At 59.1% G+C, this 15,490-nt stretch carries 15 protein-coding genes and 1 riboswitch; of the genes, 7 read left to right on the top strand and 8 right to left on the bottom strand.

Features of this window, described 5'->3' with window-relative positions:
* Positions 1–134 precede the first annotated feature (134 nt).
* Positions 135–1,115 (bottom strand): DUF1775 domain-containing protein, encoded by a 981-nt coding sequence (locus EXN68_RS04155; protein WP_142839727.1) that lies wholly within the window; start codon positions 1,113–1,115, stop codon positions 135–137.
* 89 nt (positions 1,116–1,204) lie between these two features.
* A complete protein-coding gene (locus EXN68_RS04150; protein ID WP_404944513.1) occupies positions 1,205–1,594 on the bottom strand; it encodes a hypothetical protein in 390 nt (129 codons plus the stop codon).
* A gap of 165 nt (positions 1,595–1,759) precedes the next feature.
* Here EXN68_RS04150 and EXN68_RS04145 point away from each other — a divergent pair, with 165 nt between their 5' ends.
* The 6 genes from EXN68_RS04145 to EXN68_RS04120 all read left to right on the top strand — a co-directional run bounded on the left by EXN68_RS04145 (position 1,760) and on the right by EXN68_RS04120 (position 8,468).
* Positions 1,760–1,945: a DUF3008 family protein gene (locus EXN68_RS04145; protein ID WP_142839725.1), complete on the top strand. Its 186-nt coding sequence runs from the start codon at positions 1,760–1,762 to the stop codon at positions 1,943–1,945.
* 124 nt (positions 1,946–2,069) lie between these two features.
* Positions 2,070–2,157, top strand: a riboswitch (glycine riboswitch).
* Between the two features lie 152 nt (positions 2,158–2,309).
* Positions 2,310–3,449 (top strand): glycine cleavage system aminomethyltransferase GcvT, encoded by a 1,140-nt coding sequence (gcvT, locus tag EXN68_RS04140; RefSeq protein ID WP_142839724.1) that lies wholly within the window; start codon positions 2,310–2,312, stop codon positions 3,447–3,449.
* 27 nt (positions 3,450–3,476) lie between these two features.
* The gene (gene gcvH, locus EXN68_RS04135) at positions 3,477–3,839 is read left to right on the top strand and encodes a glycine cleavage system protein GcvH (protein ID WP_006315335.1); all 363 of its coding nucleotides are present in this window, start codon (positions 3,477–3,479) and stop codon (positions 3,837–3,839) included.
* Entirely contained in the window at positions 3,839–6,703 is a 2,865-nt protein-coding gene (gene gcvP / locus EXN68_RS04130) for an aminomethyl-transferring glycine dehydrogenase (RefSeq protein WP_142839723.1), read from the top strand. The genes gcvH and gcvP overlap by 1 nt, the downstream gene beginning before the upstream one ends.
* A 217-nt stretch (positions 6,704–6,920) precedes the next feature.
* Entirely contained in the window at positions 6,921–7,478 is a 558-nt protein-coding gene (locus EXN68_RS04125) for a fasciclin domain-containing protein (protein ID WP_046800194.1), read from the top strand.
* Between the two features lie 186 nt (positions 7,479–7,664).
* The gene (locus tag EXN68_RS04120) at positions 7,665–8,468 is read left to right on the top strand and encodes an endonuclease/exonuclease/phosphatase family protein (RefSeq protein WP_142839722.1); all 804 of its coding nucleotides are present in this window, start codon (positions 7,665–7,667) and stop codon (positions 8,466–8,468) included.
* Positions 8,469–8,497: 29 nt separating this feature from the next.
* Here EXN68_RS04120 and EXN68_RS04115 read toward each other — a convergent pair whose 3' ends face one another.
* Positions 8,498–9,001 (bottom strand): hypothetical protein, encoded by a 504-nt coding sequence (locus tag EXN68_RS04115; RefSeq protein ID WP_142839721.1) that lies wholly within the window; start codon positions 8,999–9,001, stop codon positions 8,498–8,500.
* Between the two features lie 196 nt (positions 9,002–9,197).
* On the opposite strand from EXN68_RS04115, the gene EXN68_RS04110 reads away from it, so the two are divergent.
* Positions 9,198–10,475: an MFS transporter gene (locus tag EXN68_RS04110; protein WP_142839720.1), complete on the top strand. Its 1,278-nt coding sequence runs from the start codon at positions 9,198–9,200 to the stop codon at positions 10,473–10,475.
* Positions 10,476–10,540: 65 nt separating this feature from the next.
* On the opposite strand, the gene EXN68_RS04105 is transcribed toward EXN68_RS04110, so the two are convergent.
* The 5 genes from EXN68_RS04105 to cysG form a co-directional block, all read right to left on the bottom strand.
* Positions 10,541–11,353, bottom strand: a complete 813-nt coding sequence (locus EXN68_RS04105; RefSeq protein WP_142839719.1) for a ferredoxin--NADP reductase — start codon at positions 11,351–11,353, stop codon at positions 10,541–10,543.
* A 148-nt stretch (positions 11,354–11,501) separates the two neighbouring features.
* Positions 11,502–12,008, bottom strand: coding sequence for a DUF934 domain-containing protein (locus tag EXN68_RS04100; protein WP_142839718.1), 507 nt, complete (start codon positions 12,006–12,008; stop codon positions 11,502–11,504).
* 10 nt (positions 12,009–12,018) lie between these two features.
* The gene (locus EXN68_RS04095; RefSeq protein ID WP_142839717.1) at positions 12,019–13,689 is read right to left on the bottom strand and encodes a nitrite/sulfite reductase; all 1,671 of its coding nucleotides are present in this window, start codon (positions 13,687–13,689) and stop codon (positions 12,019–12,021) included.
* An 8-nt stretch (positions 13,690–13,697) separates the two neighbouring features.
* Positions 13,698–14,012, bottom strand: coding sequence for a DUF2849 domain-containing protein (locus EXN68_RS04090; protein WP_046800199.1), 315 nt, complete (start codon positions 14,010–14,012; stop codon positions 13,698–13,700).
* Entirely contained in the window at positions 14,005–15,468 is a 1,464-nt protein-coding gene (cysG, locus tag EXN68_RS04085; protein WP_142839716.1) for a siroheme synthase CysG, read from the bottom strand. Before cysG ends, EXN68_RS04090 begins: the two co-directional genes overlap by 8 nt.
* Positions 15,469–15,490: the final 22 nt, after the last annotated feature.

Genomic DNA, 15,490 nt, shown 5'->3' with positions numbered 1-15,490 from the left:
ACCGAATGCCGGAAAAATCACGGAGGCGATGGCCATCACGCCTTTTCCGCCACGGCGCTAGAAACGAGATACAATAATAAAAAAGCTTGCGGCTACCGGACCTGTCACGCGTTCCGGTAGCCGCTCTTTATTGATCAATTGTGCTGGTGGTCGCCACCGTTGCCCTTGGCCGCGCTGGCGGCGGATAGTACGATCTCAACCTTGCCGGCCTTTTCGAAGATCAACGTTACCGGCACTTTGTCGCCTTCGGCAAAGGGCTTCTTCACGTCGAAGAACATCATGTGCAGGCCGCCGGGTTTCAGTTCCACCGTCTGGCCGGCGGGAATGACGATGCCGTCATCCAGCTTGCGCATCTTCATGACGTCGTTGACCATAGCCATCTCGTGGATTTCGGCACGACCGGAAGTGGAGGATTCGACGCCGATCAGCTTGTCGTCGCTGGTGCCGGCGTTCTTGATCGTCACGTAGCCGCCGCCCACTGGCTGGCCCGGCAGCATGGCCTTGGTCGCACCGCCGGAAACCTCAAGGCTGCCAGCCTTTACGACATCCATATCCATGGCGCCATGATCATGGCCGCCGGCAGCATGGGCCGCCTTTGCGGCAACGCGAATGGTTGGGGCGGGGCTTTTCAGCGAGTGCGGATCGACACCGGCTGCCGCCACCTCATCCCAGGAAACCTTTCCCTTGTCGCCACAAAGCTGCGTTACCTTGAAGGGCAGGTCCTGTCCGGCTTCGATGCCGGAGATTTTACCCTGTACGGCGAAGGTGTCGTAAAATTCATCCGGCAGATTGCCACCCTTCCAGCGGATTTCGACTGGGCCGCTTTTGATTTCCTTGCCGTGGTTCTTGTACGCCTTCTGGTAGTCACCCTTGATGACTTCCAGCTCCCAGCCGGCCTTGGGCTGCGGCTTGGCGGAAATGAAGCCTTCCGGCAGCTTGATCTGCACTTCTGTCGTGGCAAGTCCGCCGTCGCAGCCGTGCGGCACCTGCAGCGCGGCGACGACGGTGCTTTCCTGTTCGGCCGAGCCGTCAACAAAAGTGGCGTGGGCGAAAGCCTGCGCGGTCGAAACCGAGGCGACGAACAATGTGCAGGTGATGATTTTGGTGGTCTTCATGTCTCTTGTCCCTTCGACTGCATCCCTTAAGGGCCGTGGCAGTCGCTCCGTGCCGCCAGCAGGCGGCGATGATCCCGTAAAACGAAAAATCAGGCGAACAGGGATGGAGGCCCCCGCGCTGCGGGTTTCTCAATCGTCAGGACAGAGCGGAAGCTCCAATTTGCGCTCAGACGATTGTCGAGCCAGGAGAATTCGGTCTTCAGCCAGCCTTCGGTGTCGGGTATCGGCAGAAGAATGGATGAGGCCAGCAGGCAGGCCTCGCAAAACAGCATGGCATCGCCGGAATGGGCCGGATCGTCCTTGCCATGGGAGACGTTGACGCCATCGCCGTGGCCAAGGCAGATTTCCGCAAAGGTGCCGTCCGGCAGCCGGTAGCTCTCGTCCAGAGACACCGTCGGCGCTGCGGCCAGCACGGGCTTGTGGGCAAAACCGAGCGACAACATCAAGGCCGCGCAGAAAATGCGAAGCATTGTCTCCATCCCTGTCAGTCGTCGGTTTCGATTTGCATCCATGACCTCATGCGATATCCCGCTTTCCTGCCGATTTCAAAGGGGAATTTTGCCGCATGCTTGACGTCTCGCAAGGGAACAATCGTCGCAAGGCAGCATTTTCCTGCTGGAACCATCGTTTCAGAGGAGGCAGACATGCCAGCCAAATCGAAAGCCCAGCAGAAAGCGGCGGGTGCAGCATTGGCCGCCAAACGCGGCGACATCAAGAAATCCAGTTTACAAGGTGCTTCAAAAAGTATGGAGAAGTCCATGACAGAAAAGGAACTTGAGGATTTCGCCTCGACGAAACGCAAGGGCTTGCCGGAGAAAAAATCCGACTGATATTGCCTGACATTCCGACTATTGAACGCATCTTGCGCTGCCGATGGCGCAGATGGAGCAAGAATCTGTTCAGATGCGTCATTTGGTCCTTGCCAACAGCGGGGCTTCGAAGATAATGAGCGTCGCATCATCGTTGGGAGAAGCCGCTTCACTGCGGTGCCGAAGGAGCAACCGCCCCGGAAACTCTCAGGCAAAAGGACCAGCGGTGACGACGGAACTCTGGAGAGAAGCCACCTTGATCTAAAGGACGGCTCGCCGAAGGGATAACAATCTCAGGCGACAAGGACAGAGGGGGCTCTTGAACCGGCGCGTCTGCGCCATGACCTGAGCCCGCGCGATATTTCGCGCAACCCTGGAGGCGTCCTTGGACGATACCGCCGAGCTTAAAACCACGCCGCTCCATTCCCTGCATGTTTCGCTCGGCGCCCGCATGGTGCCGTTTGCCGGTTACGACATGCCGGTGCAATATCCGGCCGGCGTCATGAAGGAACATCTTCAGACACGTACCTCCGCCGGTCTGTTCGACGTCTCCCATATGGGACAGGTGATCGTGAAGGCTAAGTCCGGCGACAATGCCGATGCCGCTCGTGCGCTTGAGACGCTTGTGCCGGTCGATATTCTTGGCCTCAAGGAAGGCCGCCAGCGTTATGGCTTCTTCACCGACGATAACGGCCACATCCTCGATGACCTGATGATCACCAATCGCGGCGACCATCTTTTCGTCGTCGTCAATGCGGCCTGCAAGGATGCGGATGTCGCCCATATGAAGGCGCATCTTTCCGACGCCTGCGATATCACCCTTCTTGGCGATCGCGCGCTGATCGCGCTGCAGGGACCACGCGCCGAAGAGGTGCTGGCGGAACTGTGGGCTGGCGTGTCCGAAATGAAGTTCATGGACGTGCAGGAAGTGCCGCTGCATGACGTGCCCTGCATCGTTTCCCGTTCCGGCTATTCCGGTGAGGACGGTTTTGAAATCTCCGTACCCGCCGGCAAGGCGGAGGAAATCGCCAAAGCCCTGCTCGAACATCCCGATTGCGAAGCCATCGGGCTTGGCGCGCGCGACAGTCTGCGTCTCGAAGCCGGCCTTTGTCTTTATGGCAACGACATCGATACCACGACGTCACCCATCGAAGCCTCGCTTGAATGGGCAATCCAGAAGGCGCGCCGCACCGGTGGTGATCGCGAAGGCGGTTTTCCGGGGGCGGAGCGCATTCTCGGCGAACTCAAGGATGGCACCTCGCGCCGCCGCGTCGGTCTGAAGCCCGAGGGCAAGGCGCCGGTGCGTGGCCATTCGAAGCTTTTCGCGGATGCCGAAGGCAAGACGGAAATCGGCGAAGTGACCTCTGGCGGTTTTGGCCCTTCGGTCGAAGGCCCTGTCGCCATGGGGTATGTGCCCGTGTCCTACGCGGCTCCCGGCACGGCGATTTTTGCGGAAGTACGCGGCAAATACCTGCCCGTTGCCGTCGCTGCCCTGCCCTTCATCAAGCCCACCTATAAACGATAATTCCATCTTATCTCCGGAGAGAACACGATGCTGAAATTTACCGCAGAACACGAATGGCTGAAGTTCGAAGGCGATATTGCCACCGTTGGCATTACCAGCCACGCCGCTGAACAGCTCGGCGATCTCGTCTTCGTCGAACTGCCGGAAGTGGGCGCAACCTTTGCCAAGGATGGCGATGCTGCAACCGTTGAATCCGTCAAGGCTGCCTCCGACGTCTATTGTCCGCTGGATGGCGAAGTGGTCGAAATCAACCAGGCGATCGTTGACGATCCCTCGCTGGTCAATTCCGATCCGCAGGGTGCCGGCTGGTTCTTCAAGCTGAAGCTTTCCAACGTGGCGGATGCCGATACGCTGCTCGACGAAGCAGCTTACAAGGAGCTGATCGCGTAATGACGACGCCCACCGAATTCCATTTCACCGACTATCAGCCCTATGATTTCGCCAACCGGCGTCACATCGGGCCGTCGCCGTCGGAAATGGCAGAGATGTTGAAGGTCGTCGGCTATAAGAGCCTCGACGCGCTCATCGATGCCACCGTTCCCTCCTCCATCCGCCAGAAGGTGCCGCTCACCTGGGGTGCGGCGCTGACCGAACGCGAGGCGCTGGATCGTCTTCGCGAGACGGCCAACAAGAACCAGGTCCTGACCTCGCTGATCGGCCAGGGCTATTATGGCACCATCACGCCGCCGGTCATCCAGCGCAACATTCTGGAAAACCCGGCCTGGTACACGGCCTATACGCCCTACCAGCCGGAAATCAGCCAGGGCCGCCTTGAGGCGCTGCTGAACTACCAGACCATGGTCTGCGATCTCACCGGTCTTGATGTCGCCAATGCATCACTGCTCGATGAAGCGACTGCCGCTGCCGAAGCCATGGCCATGTGCCAGCGCGTCGCCAAGTCCAAGGCAACCGCCTTCTTCGTGGACGCCAATTGCCATCCGCAGACCATTGCGCTGATCGAGACCCGCGCGGCCCCGCTCGGCTGGAAGGTGATTATCGGCAATCCCTTCACCGATCTCGATCCGGTCGACGTGTTCGGCGCGATCTTCCAGTATCCCGGCACCCACGGTCATGTCAGCGATTTCTCCGGCCTGATTTCCCGTCTGCACCAGACAGGCGCCATCGCTGCTGTCGCTGCCGATCTTCTGGCGCTGACGCTTCTGAAGTCTCCCGGCGAAATGGGCGCAGATATCGCCATCGGCACCTCGCAGCGTTTCGGCGTTCCGGTCGGTTATGGTGGTCCGCATGCGGCTTACATGGCCGTCAAGGACGCGCATAAGCGCTCCATGCCCGGCCGTCTGGTCGGCGTTTCCGTCGATGCGCGCGGCAACCGCGCCTACCGCCTGTCGCTGCAGACCCGCGAACAGCATATTCGCCGCGAAAAGGCGACGTCGAACATTTGCACCGCGCAGGTGCTGCTTGCCGTCATGGCTTCGATGTATGGCGTCTTCCACGGCCCGCAGGGCATCAAGGCGATTGCCCAGCAGACCCACCAGAAGGCCGTGCTGATGGCCAAGGGACTGGAAAAGCTCGGCTACACCATCGAACCGGAAACCTTCTTCGACACGATCACCGTCGAAGTCGGCCATATGCAGGGCGTTATCCTGCGCTCGGCCGTGGCGGAAGGTGTCAACCTGCGCAAGGTCGGCGCGACCAGGATCGGCATGAGCCTTGACGAGCGTACGCGCCCGGCAACGCTCGAGGCCGTCTGGCGTGCTTTTGGCGGCAATTTCTCGATCTCGGATTTTACGCCGGACTATCGTCTGCCGAAGGAATTGCTGCGCACCAGCCAGTACATGACGCATCCGATCTTCCACATGAACCGTGCCGAAAGCGAGATGACCCGTTACATCCGCCGTCTTTCGGACCGCGATCTGGCGCTTGACCGTTCGATGATCCCGCTCGGTTCCTGCACCATGAAACTGAACGCCACGGCGGAAATGCTGCCAATCACCTGGCCGGAATTTTCCGACATCCATCCCTTCGTACCCGCCAATCAGGCACTCGGTTACAAGGAGATGATCGATGATCTCTCGGAAAAGCTGTGCTCGGTCACCGGTTACGATGCCTTCTCCATGCAGCCGAATTCCGGTGCGCAGGGCGAGTATGCCGGGCTTTTGACCATCCGCAACTACCACCTTGCCAATGGCGACACACATCGCGATGTCTGCCTCATTCCAACCTCGGCGCATGGCACAAACCCTGCCTCGGCGCAGATGGTCGGCATGAAGGTGGTGCCGGTGAAGGTGCGGGATAACGGTGACATCGATATCGATGATTTCCGTGCAAAAGCAGAGCAGTATGCGGAAAACCTCTCGTGCTGCATGATCACCTATCCCTCCACTCACGGCGTGTTCGAAGAGACCGTTCGCGAGATCTGCGAGATCACCCACAAGCATGGTGGTCAGGTCTATCTCGACGGTGCCAACATGAACGCCATGGTCGGCCTTGCCCGTCCGGGCGATATCGGCTCGGACGTTTCGCATCTCAACCTGCACAAGACCTTCTGCATTCCGCATGGCGGCGGCGGTCCTGGCATGGGGCCGATCGGCGTCAAGGCGCATCTTGCTCCTTACCTGCCTGGCCATCCGGCGACGGACGGTCGTGAGGGTGCGGTGTCTGCAGCTCCTTTCGGTTCGCCGTCGATCCTGCCGATTTCCTGGAGCTATTGCCTGATGATGGGCGGCGAAGGGCTGACGCAGGCGACCAAGGTTGCGATCCTCAACGCCAACTACATCGCCGAACGACTGAAGGGCGCTTACGACGTGCTCTACAAGTCCGAGACCGGTCGCGTGGCGCATGAATGCATCATCGACACCCGCCCGCTTGCAGACAGCTGCGGTGTGACGGTGGACGATGTGGCGAAGCGCCTCGTCGATTGCGGTTTCCACGCGCCGACCATGAGCTGGCCGGTGGCCGGCACGCTGATGATCGAGCCGACGGAATCCGAGACCAAGGCGGAAATCGACCGTTTCTGCGATGCCATGCTGGCGATCCGCGAGGAAGCCCGCGACATCGAGGAAGGCCGTGCGGACAAGCTCAACAATCCGCTGAAGAACGCGCCGCACACGGTGGAAGACCTCGTCGGCGAGTGGGACCGTCCCTATAGCCGCGAAAAGGGTTGCTTCCCGCCCGGCGCCTTCCGCATCGACAAATACTGGTCGCCGGTCAACCGCATCGACAATGTCTATGGTGACCGTAACCTCATCTGCACCTGCCCGCCGATGGAGGATTATGCCGAAGCGGCAGAGTAAACTTCGTTTCGTTCAAGACAAAAGCCCGGATCGCTCCGGGCTTTTTTATGTCGGGGCATAGATAATCATTCCTGAAATCAATTATTTATCATTTTTCCTGGCTCACCTCGAAACTTCGGGGAAACGGCTTTCGTCTCTTTTATCGCTACGGATGACCGATAGCGGCCACCGGAAGAACTGCCTTTCGGGGTTTGGAAGTCACCAAGGAGGAATAACGATGTACAACGTTTCTGTTCGTGCCCTGACGCTGGCCGCAGCTCTTTCCATCGGCATGGTTTCCGCTTACGCGGCGAACCCCAAAGTTGGCGGCGCCGCAATGTTCGAGGACAAGAACATCGTTGAAAATGCGATGAACTCGAAAGACCACACAACGCTTGTCGCAGCGGTGAAGGCCGCCGGGCTTGTCGAAACATTGCAAGGAAAAGGTCCGTTCACGGTTTTCGCGCCGACCAACGAAGCTTTCGCTGCGCTTCCGAAGGGTGCGGTCGACGATCTTCTTAAGCCCGAGAACAAGGAGAAGCTGGTCAAAGTGCTGACCTGCCACGTCGTTGCCGCCAATGCACTGTCACCGGCCATCGAAAAGATGATCAAGGACGACAAGGGTGAGCATGACGTGAAGACCGTCGGCGGCTGTGTGCTCAAGGCCAAGGAAAGCATGGGCAAAATCACATTGACAGACGAGAATGGTACGGTTGCCCATGTAACCATCGCCGACGTCAAGCAATCCAACGGCGTCATTCATGTCATCGACAAGGTGTTGCTGCCGAAGATGTAGTCAGCGCTGCCTGACACAAGATGTCCGAATAAGGCATTCGGCTTGAACCTGGATCAGAGGCCCGGAAACATCCGGGCCTCTGTCATCAGGGCGCGACACCTCCACACCCTGAAATCGCGGGACGGATTGATCGCCAGCGGTTCCATGCTAAACGGGATCATGCAATTCCGCGGCGATGGAGTGTGAATGCGTCTGATCTGCCTGAACGGCTGGGGCGGGAAGCTCCATGACGAGCTTGTTCCCTATCTCTCCTCTTCCGATCCCGATATCCTGTGTCTGCAGGAAGTGGTCTATACGCCTGATGCCACGCAGGACTGGCTGTCCTATCGCGATCACGGCATCGACCTGCCGCAGAGGGCGAATTTCCTGCGGGATATCGCAGACGCCCTGCCCGATCACTTGGCGGTCTTCTGCCCGGCAGCGCAGGGTGATCTCTGGGACGGTGATATAAGATACCCGTCGCAATGGGGGCTCGCGACCTTCGTGCGTAAATCCATTCCCATTGTCGCGCAGGCGCAGGGTTTCGTTCACGGCACCTTTTCAGCCGATGGATATGGCGACCACCCGAGATCGCGGACCGCCCATGCCATTCGTATTTTCGATTTCACAACCGGCCAGCCCGCCGTCATCGCCCACATGCACGGCCTGCGAGACCCCGAAGGCAAACACGACAGCCCCGCGCGTCTGGCCCAGGCGAAGCGGCTCGTCCAGCTGGTCAGAAATATCGCCGAGGCGGGTGACCGGATTATCGTCTGCGGCGATTTCAATGTTTTGCCTGACAGCGAGACTTTTGCCGTTCTAAGAGAACTTGACCTCACCGAGTTGGTCACGACGCGCGGCTTTAACGACACGCGGACTTCGCATTACACCAAGCAGAACCGTTATGCGGATTACATGCTGGTCAATCCGGCTGTGAAGATCGACCATTTCGACGTTGTGGCGCGGCCGGAGGTTTCGGATCATTGCCCGCTGCTGCTTGAATTCAGATAGACAAGCTGGCGCTACATTATCGCCGCTCGTCAGCGCACCAGCCGGATGTCGCTCGTCACCACCGTCTTGCCGGTTCTGCCGTCCTTATCGGTGGTGCGCAGCCGCAGTCCGTTGGCTCCAATCTTTTCGATGGTCATGGCGGCAACCCGGTCGCCGTTTATGTCGCGGTTCCAGCGGACCGTCAGGTTGATTGCGTTTCCTCGCCTCGTGCCGGAAAGGGCCGATGGTCGGCCAGACGGGCCAGTATAAGCCCCGCTATAGCGCCCGCCCTTTTCTGAAAGATCGGCCGCTATAGCGCGCCTTACCACAAGAAGGCCGCGGCACGTGCCAGACATGTTGAGCGACGATGCCCCCGCATTGGAATTCAGCGTACAACTTACATTGATCGGCGGAGTGCCGATCCGTGTGATCACGGTCCCCTTGCCCGCCCATGTGCCTTTCAGCGATGAGAGGAATGCGCGTTCATCCGCATGTGCGGGCTGGCCACCGAGCAATACAGCCGAAAATAGAAGAGCTAAAGCATGGGTTTTCATGGCGAGTAATCCGTTTTTCCACGGAGACTAACTCGACAGTACGGTCAAACGTTCCTTCAGCCTATTCTGCGGCGATCAAAAATGTCGAGAGTTTTATGTTTATCTCTCGCCGATGCAACCAAATGCAGACACAGCTGTTTCTCGCCAGCCTTGATCAATTTCCCATTACTCGCGCATGTTTTTCGGAGCGTATTTCATGACGACTATTGGCGTTTCGACTCCGCATGGCGGTCTTCCTTCGGGCGGTCTGCCGCGCAGCGGTGGCATCCCGGACCGCACGCTTTTTGCCCTTGCAGCATTGAACTTTTTCCTCGCCGATGCCCGCGACGGTCTCGGTCCGTTTCTGGATGCATTTCTGGCGACACAGGGCTGGTCTTCACTCTCGCTGGGCATGATCGCCACGGTCGGTGGCCTTGTCGGTCTGCTTGCGACACCGCTCTGCGGTGCCCTTGTTGATGGCGCAACATGGAAGAGGATGCTGATTGCCATCCCTGTCGTTCTCGTGACCATCGGCGCGCTGATCACGCTGATTTTTCCGGATGCCTGGATCGTCTGGACCGGGCAGATCATGACGGCGGTCGTCGGCGCCGTGATCGGCCCGGCACTTGCCGGCCTCACACTGGGTCTTGTCGGCGAGCGCCTGTTTTCCCATCAGATCTCGCGCAACGAATTCTGGAACCACGGCGGCAATTTCGCGTCGCTTTTTGCGACCTATGTGGTCGTCACCTTCTTCGGCATGAATGGGATTATTGGCCTGATGCTGCTGACTGCTGCAGGCGCTCTGGTCGCGACGGCGGCGATTGATCCTGACAGGATCGATCACAAGGCTGCGCGTGGTCTTGCCGAAGACAAGGGAGAGCCCGGGCCATCCGGAATAAGGGTTCTGCTGCACGAACGCGGGCTGATCTTTCTCGCCATCATTCTGCTCGTCTTCCATTTTGGCAACGCGCCCATGGGTCGATTGATCGCACAGGATTTCGCCATTGAACTGCAAACGCCCTTCCGCACCACAGCCATCATCACCGGCGTCGCGCAATTCGCGATGATTTTCGTCGCTGCGATGGCGCCGTGGCTGATACGCCGTTTCGGTCTTTCGACGGTGTTCATTATCGCTCTCGTCGCCCTGCCCATACGTGGCCTTCTCGCTTCAGCCTTTACGGATTTCTGGGTCGTCTTTCCGGTGCAGTTTCTTGACGGCGTTGGCGCCGGTCTGCTCGGCATCGTCACACCTGTCGCGGTGGAAAGAATCTTGAAGGGGACCGGCCGTTTTAACGTCGGCCTTGCCAGCGTCATGATGGTTCAGGGCATTGGCGCATCATTCAGCAATGTCGTGGCAGGCTGGCTGGTGACGAAGGGTGGTTATTCGCTGTCGCATCTCGTCGGCGGCGGCATCGCGGCGATTGCCATCGGACTGTTCGTTCTCTATCGCAATGAAATCGCACCGAAACAGGATGATGACAGCGTTTCTCGATAGCTACACTGAAGGTGCAAATAAAAAGGAGGCCTGACGGCCTCCTGAAATCTCGTCGTCTTATGCGTTCAGCCGACGAAAGCGCGCTCGATCACAAATTCGGCGGGCTTGTTGTTAGCGCCTTCATTCAGGCCGGCCTTTTCAAGCAATTCCTTGGTGTCCTTCAGCATGGCCGAGGAACCGCAGATCATGCCGCGATCAATTTCCGGATCAAGCGCCGGAACGCCAAGATCGGCAAACAGCTTGCCGTTTTCGATCAGCGTGGTGATGCGGCCCTTGAAGGGGTAATCCTCACGGGTCACCGTCGCATAATGCTTGAGCTTGTCGCCGACGATTTCGTTCAGGAACTCGTGGTTGCGGATTTCCTCAACCAGATCGAAGCCGTATTTCAGCTCGGCAACATCACGGCAGGTATGGGTGAGGATGACCTCTTCAAACTTCTCATAGGTCTCGGGGTCACGGATCAGGCTTGCAAAAGGCGCAATGCCGGTGCCGGTCGAGAACATGTAGAGCCGTTTGCCGGGTGTCAGCGCATCCAGAACCAGCGTGCCTGTCGGCTTCTTGCGCATCAGAACCGTGTCACCGGGCTTGATCGCCTGAAGATGGGAGGTCAGCGGACCGTCGGGAACCTTGATCGAGAAGAATTCCAGTTCCTCATCCCAAGCGGGGCTGGCGATGGAATAAGCGCGGTAAATCGGCTTTTCTCCGACCATCAGGCCGATCATGGCGAATTCACCGGAGCGGAAACGGAAACCGGCCGGACGTGTCATGCGGAAACGGAACAGGTGATCCGTATAGTGCTCCACAGATAAAACCGTCTCGGCGTAAACACCATCAGGTATCTTGATCGCGAAATCTTCCGTCTTGGCTGGCGCGTTCATTTCAGGTTCCGTCCATTCTTATTCGATAAGCGACATTCTCCAACCGGGCAATTATACCATTTTTGCCGAGGTTTGAAGGCATGAGAATATCACAACTGCTATGTGCTCAGGAAATATGTATCAAAAAATCATATTTCCGCGCAACGTGTCACAGGGACGCACGCCGACGCCAGCTATAGGCCTCGCCGCCCGCCGCCGGCCGGGCCGTCGGCTGGTAATAAACCGGGATTTCCGGCAGGCGATTTTCGGACAGGCGGCGTATCGCCGTACCGTTCGTCACTGCAAAACTGGTAAAGCCGGTGCGCAGCATCGGCGGCACCTGGTCGATCAGCACGTCGCCGACTGCCCTCACCTCACCTCTAAAACCCAGGCGGTTGCGCAGCAGCGAAGCGTGGCTGAAACCACGGCCATCGTTGAAGGCCGGAAAACTCACGGCCACAAGGTCGATACGGTCAAGGTAGGGCTCAAGGCGGGTGACATCGTCGGCCGGCGCAATCAGCACGCCCAGGCCTACATCGTTGCTTTCCGCCGCACGAATGAGGAAATCGGCGAGCGGCAGCAGCGGCTTTTGCGCGGCTGTCGCTTTCACCTCTTCCGTTTCGATCACCCAGGGATCGTTTTCCACGAAGCCGTCGCGGTTCCAGATTTTCGTCATGACGCTCTCCTCAGGCGGCTTCGGCGGCGGAACCGTAGAGCGCATCCTTGAAAGGCTGCGGTCCGACACGGCGATAGGCATCGAGGAAGATTTCCTCTTTCGACAGGCGAAGCCGCAGATAGGTATCGACGATGGTTTCAATGGCGTCGGTTACCCTGTCCGGCTCGAAACCACGGCCGATGATCTCACCGATCGAGGTGTTTTCGTCACCCGATCCACCGAGCGTGATCTGGTAAAGCTCGGCTCCCTTTTTCTCCACGCCCAGCAGGCCGATATGGCCGACATGGTGATGGCCGCAGGCATTGATGCAGCCGGAAATCTTGATCTTCAGCTCACCGATTTCCGCCTGACGCTCCGGAGCACCGAAACGGTTGGAAATTTCCTGCGCCACCGGAATGGAGCGCGCATTGGCAAGCGCGCAATAGTCCAGCCCGGGACAGGCAATGATATCGGTGATCAGCCCGGCATTGGCGGTCGCAAGGCCAGCACCCACCAGTGCACGATAGACCGGTTCCAGATCGGCCAGCGCCACATGCGGCAGGATGATGTTCTGCTCGTGGCTGATGCGGATTTCGTCGAAAGCGTATTCCTGGGCGATATCAGCGACGAGTTCCATCTGCTCGTCGGTCGCATCGCCCGGAATGCCGCCGATCGGTTTCAGGGAAATCGTCACCATGCCGTAATCGGGGTGCTTGTGCGGCTGGACGTTCTGGTCAACGAAACGGGCAAAACCCTCATCCGCCTTCTTCCAGCGCGCCAGGCTTTCCCAGCCTTCGGGGCGGTTCTTCAGTTCCGGCGGCGCGAAATAAGCGGAAATCGCCGCGATATCGGCATCCGGCAGCTTCAATTCGGTGTTTTTCAGCTCGGCGAACTCGACTTCGACTTGGCGGGCCAGTTCTTCCGCACCGGTTTCATGCACGAGGATCTTGATACGCGCCTTGTATTTATTGTCGCGGCGGCCGTGCAGGTTATAAACGCGCATGATTGCCGTGGTGTAGGACAACAGGTCCTCTTCCGGCAGAAAATCGCGGATTTTCTTGGCGATCATCGGCGTGCGGCCCTGCCCGCCACCGACATAAACGGCAAAACCGATCTCGCCCTTGTCGTTCTTTTTCAGATGCAGGCCGATATCATGGACCTGAATGGCGGCGCGATCGCGCTCGGCACCCGTTACCGCGATCTTGAACTTGCGCGGCAGGAACGAGAATTCCGGATGCACGGAAGACCATTGGCGCAGAATTTCCGCATAGGGGCGCGGATCGGCAACCTCATCGGCGGCCGCGCCGGCGAAATGATCGGCGGTGACATTGCGAATGCAGTTGCCCGACGTCTGCAGCGCGTGCATTTCCACGCTGGCCAGTTCAGACAGAATATCCGGCGTATCGGAAAGCTTCGGCCAGTTATACTGGATGTTCTGACGCGTGGTGAAGTGGCCGTAACCCCGGTCATATTTGCGGGCGATATGGGCCAGCATCCGCATCTGTTGCGAATTAAGCGTACCGTAGGGAATGGCGACGCGCAGCATATAGGCATGCAGCTGGAGATAAACGCCGTTCATCAGGCGCAGCGGCTTGAATGCGTCCTCGGCCAGCTCACCGGACAGCCGGCGCTCGACCTGATCGCGAAACTGCGCCACGCGGCCTTCAACAAATGCGTGATCGAACTCGTCGTAACGGTACATATTCTTCCTCAGACTGCGATAAATGCTGCATCGGCCGGCTTGAATCCGGTGGCATAGTGCACGGTGGGGCCGGCAGCGCGGATACGCTCGCGAAGCCGGGTCGGCCAGAGCTTGCCATTCTCCTCCACCACGTCAACGATGGCCACATCGACCACCTTGTTGGCGGAAAAATCACGCTTGCCGATTTCCTCGAACGAAGCGACGGCCTCCGCATGGCGGGCGACGATGGCGCCCTGCAGGTTCTCCGTCCAGTCACCATTGGCGTCGAGCCAGACGGCGATACCGTCGCCCAGACGATTGGCGGTCAAAACCTTGTCAACCATTTACGTACTCCCGTTTGAAATCCGCCGGCTGCACTGACAGTGCAAGCGCCTCGGACCTGTCGAAATTGGCGCCCGCCACCGCATCACCGATGATGACCATGACCGGGCCGGTCAGTTCATCGCGATGTTCGAGGTCGGGCAGATCGTTCAATGTGCCATGCAGCAGGCGGCGATCCGCGCGGCTGGCGTTTTCAATGACGGCGACGGTGGTTTCCACACCCAGGCCCGCTTCGATCAGCCGCGTCGCCACCGAGGCGGCAACGCTGCGGCCCATGTAAACGGCGATTGTTGCGCCGGAAACGGCAAGACGGGCCCAATCGGGCAGGACATCGCCGGTCAGATCGTGGCCGGTGGTGAAAATCAGCGACGAAGCCACGCCGCGCAGCGTCAGCGGCAATTCGAAATCCGCAGCGGCGGCGAAGGCGGAGGTGATGCCCGGCACGATCTCGTAACCGATGCCGGCATTGCGCAGCGCCGCCATTTCCTCGCCTGCACGGCCATAGACCAGCGGATCGCCGGATTTGAGGCGCACGACGCGTTTGCCATCCCGGCCAAGACGCACCAGCAGACGGTTGATCTCTTCCTGCGACTTGCTGTGGCAGCCCTTGCGCTTGCCGACAGACAGCCTTTCGGCATCGCGACGGCCCATATCGACAATCGCCTGCGGCACCAGTGCGTCGTAAACGATCACATCGGCTTCCATCAGCACGCGCTGTGCGCGCAGCGTCAGCAGATCTTCCGCACCGGGACCGGCGCCAACAAGCCAGACGCGACCTTCGCTGCGTTCCGGCGATTGCAGCAGGCGATCTGCGGCATGACGGGCGGAAGAGGTGTCCCCGAGAGCGACAGCATCCGCAACCGCACCCGAAAAGAACCGCCGCCAGAAATTGCGCCGCAACGCGCCCCTGGGCACATTCTCCTCAGCCGCATCACGATACTGCACCGCAAGACGTGCGAGTTTCCCGAGCGACGGCGACAGCATCTGGTCGATGCGGGCGCGGATCATCTGGGCAAGCACCGGCCCTGCCCCTTCCGTGCCAATGGCGATGGCGACGGGCGCGCGCGCGACAATCGCCGGGGTGAAGAAATCGCAAAATTCCGGCTGATCCACCGCATTTGCGGGGATTTTCTTCGCACGCGCGGCGGATACGATTTCGCGGTCGAGCGCCTCGTTTCCGGTGGCGGCAAAAACCAGCGTCGCGCCCTCGATCAGCTCAGCGGCGAACGCCAAAGCCCGATGATCTATGCCATTTTCGCTGAGATAGCGGGAAAAATCCGCCTCCGGCTGATCGGCATAAGAAACGATATGCGCATTGGTGTTGGCGAGGAGCCTTACCTTGGCGAAAGCCTCGTCGCCATTTCCAAAGACGGCGACCTGCCGCCCCTCAACCCGGAAGAAAGCGGGGAAGGTCGAAAGGCGATCGCCAGCTGCGGAAAAATCATGTTCGTTGTGCATTGGACATATATCCCGCATTGCG

This window comes from Martinezella rhizogenes (genome assembly GCF_007002745.1).
GTDB classification, from domain to species: domain Bacteria; phylum Pseudomonadota; class Alphaproteobacteria; order Rhizobiales; family Rhizobiaceae; genus Agrobacterium; species Agrobacterium cucumeris.
The sequence above is the reverse complement of the archived record's forward strand: the minus strand, read 5'-3'. Positions and strand labels throughout refer to the sequence as shown.

Bases quoted from the DNA above. Each gene is read 5' to 3' on its own strand.
- EXN68_RS04155 (WP_142839727.1), bottom strand. From the start codon at position 1,115: ATGAAGACCACCAAAATCATCACCTGCACATTGTTCGTCGCCTCGGTT.
- EXN68_RS04150 (WP_404944513.1), bottom strand. From the start codon at position 1,594: ATGGAGACAATGCTTCGCATTTTCTGCGCGGCCTTGATGTTGTCGCTC.
- EXN68_RS04145 (WP_142839725.1), top strand. From the start codon at position 1,760: ATGCCAGCCAAATCGAAAGCCCAGCAGAAAGCGGCGGGTGCAGCATTG.
- gcvH (WP_006315335.1), top strand. From the start codon at position 3,477: ATGCTGAAATTTACCGCAGAACACGAATGGCTGAAGTTCGAAGGCGAT.
- gcvP (WP_142839723.1), top strand. From the start codon at position 3,839: ATGACGACGCCCACCGAATTCCATTTCACCGACTATCAGCCCTATGAT.
- EXN68_RS04125 (WP_046800194.1), top strand. From the start codon at position 6,921: ATGTACAACGTTTCTGTTCGTGCCCTGACGCTGGCCGCAGCTCTTTCC.
- EXN68_RS04120 (WP_142839722.1), top strand. From the start codon at position 7,665: ATGCGTCTGATCTGCCTGAACGGCTGGGGCGGGAAGCTCCATGACGAG.
- EXN68_RS04115 (WP_142839721.1), bottom strand. From the start codon at position 9,001: ATGAAAACCCATGCTTTAGCTCTTCTATTTTCGGCTGTATTGCTCGGT.
- EXN68_RS04110 (WP_142839720.1), top strand. From the start codon at position 9,198: ATGACGACTATTGGCGTTTCGACTCCGCATGGCGGTCTTCCTTCGGGC.
- EXN68_RS04105 (WP_142839719.1), bottom strand. From the start codon at position 11,353: ATGAACGCGCCAGCCAAGACGGAAGATTTCGCGATCAAGATACCTGAT.
- EXN68_RS04100 (WP_142839718.1), bottom strand. From the start codon at position 12,008: ATGACGAAAATCTGGAACCGCGACGGCTTCGTGGAAAACGATCCCTGG.
- EXN68_RS04095 (WP_142839717.1), bottom strand. From the start codon at position 13,689: ATGTACCGTTACGACGAGTTCGATCACGCATTTGTTGAAGGCCGCGTG.
- EXN68_RS04090 (WP_046800199.1), bottom strand. From the start codon at position 14,012: ATGGTTGACAAGGTTTTGACCGCCAATCGTCTGGGCGACGGTATCGCC.
- cysG (WP_142839716.1), bottom strand. From the start codon at position 15,468: ATGCACAACGAACATGATTTTTCCGCAGCTGGCGATCGCCTTTCGACC.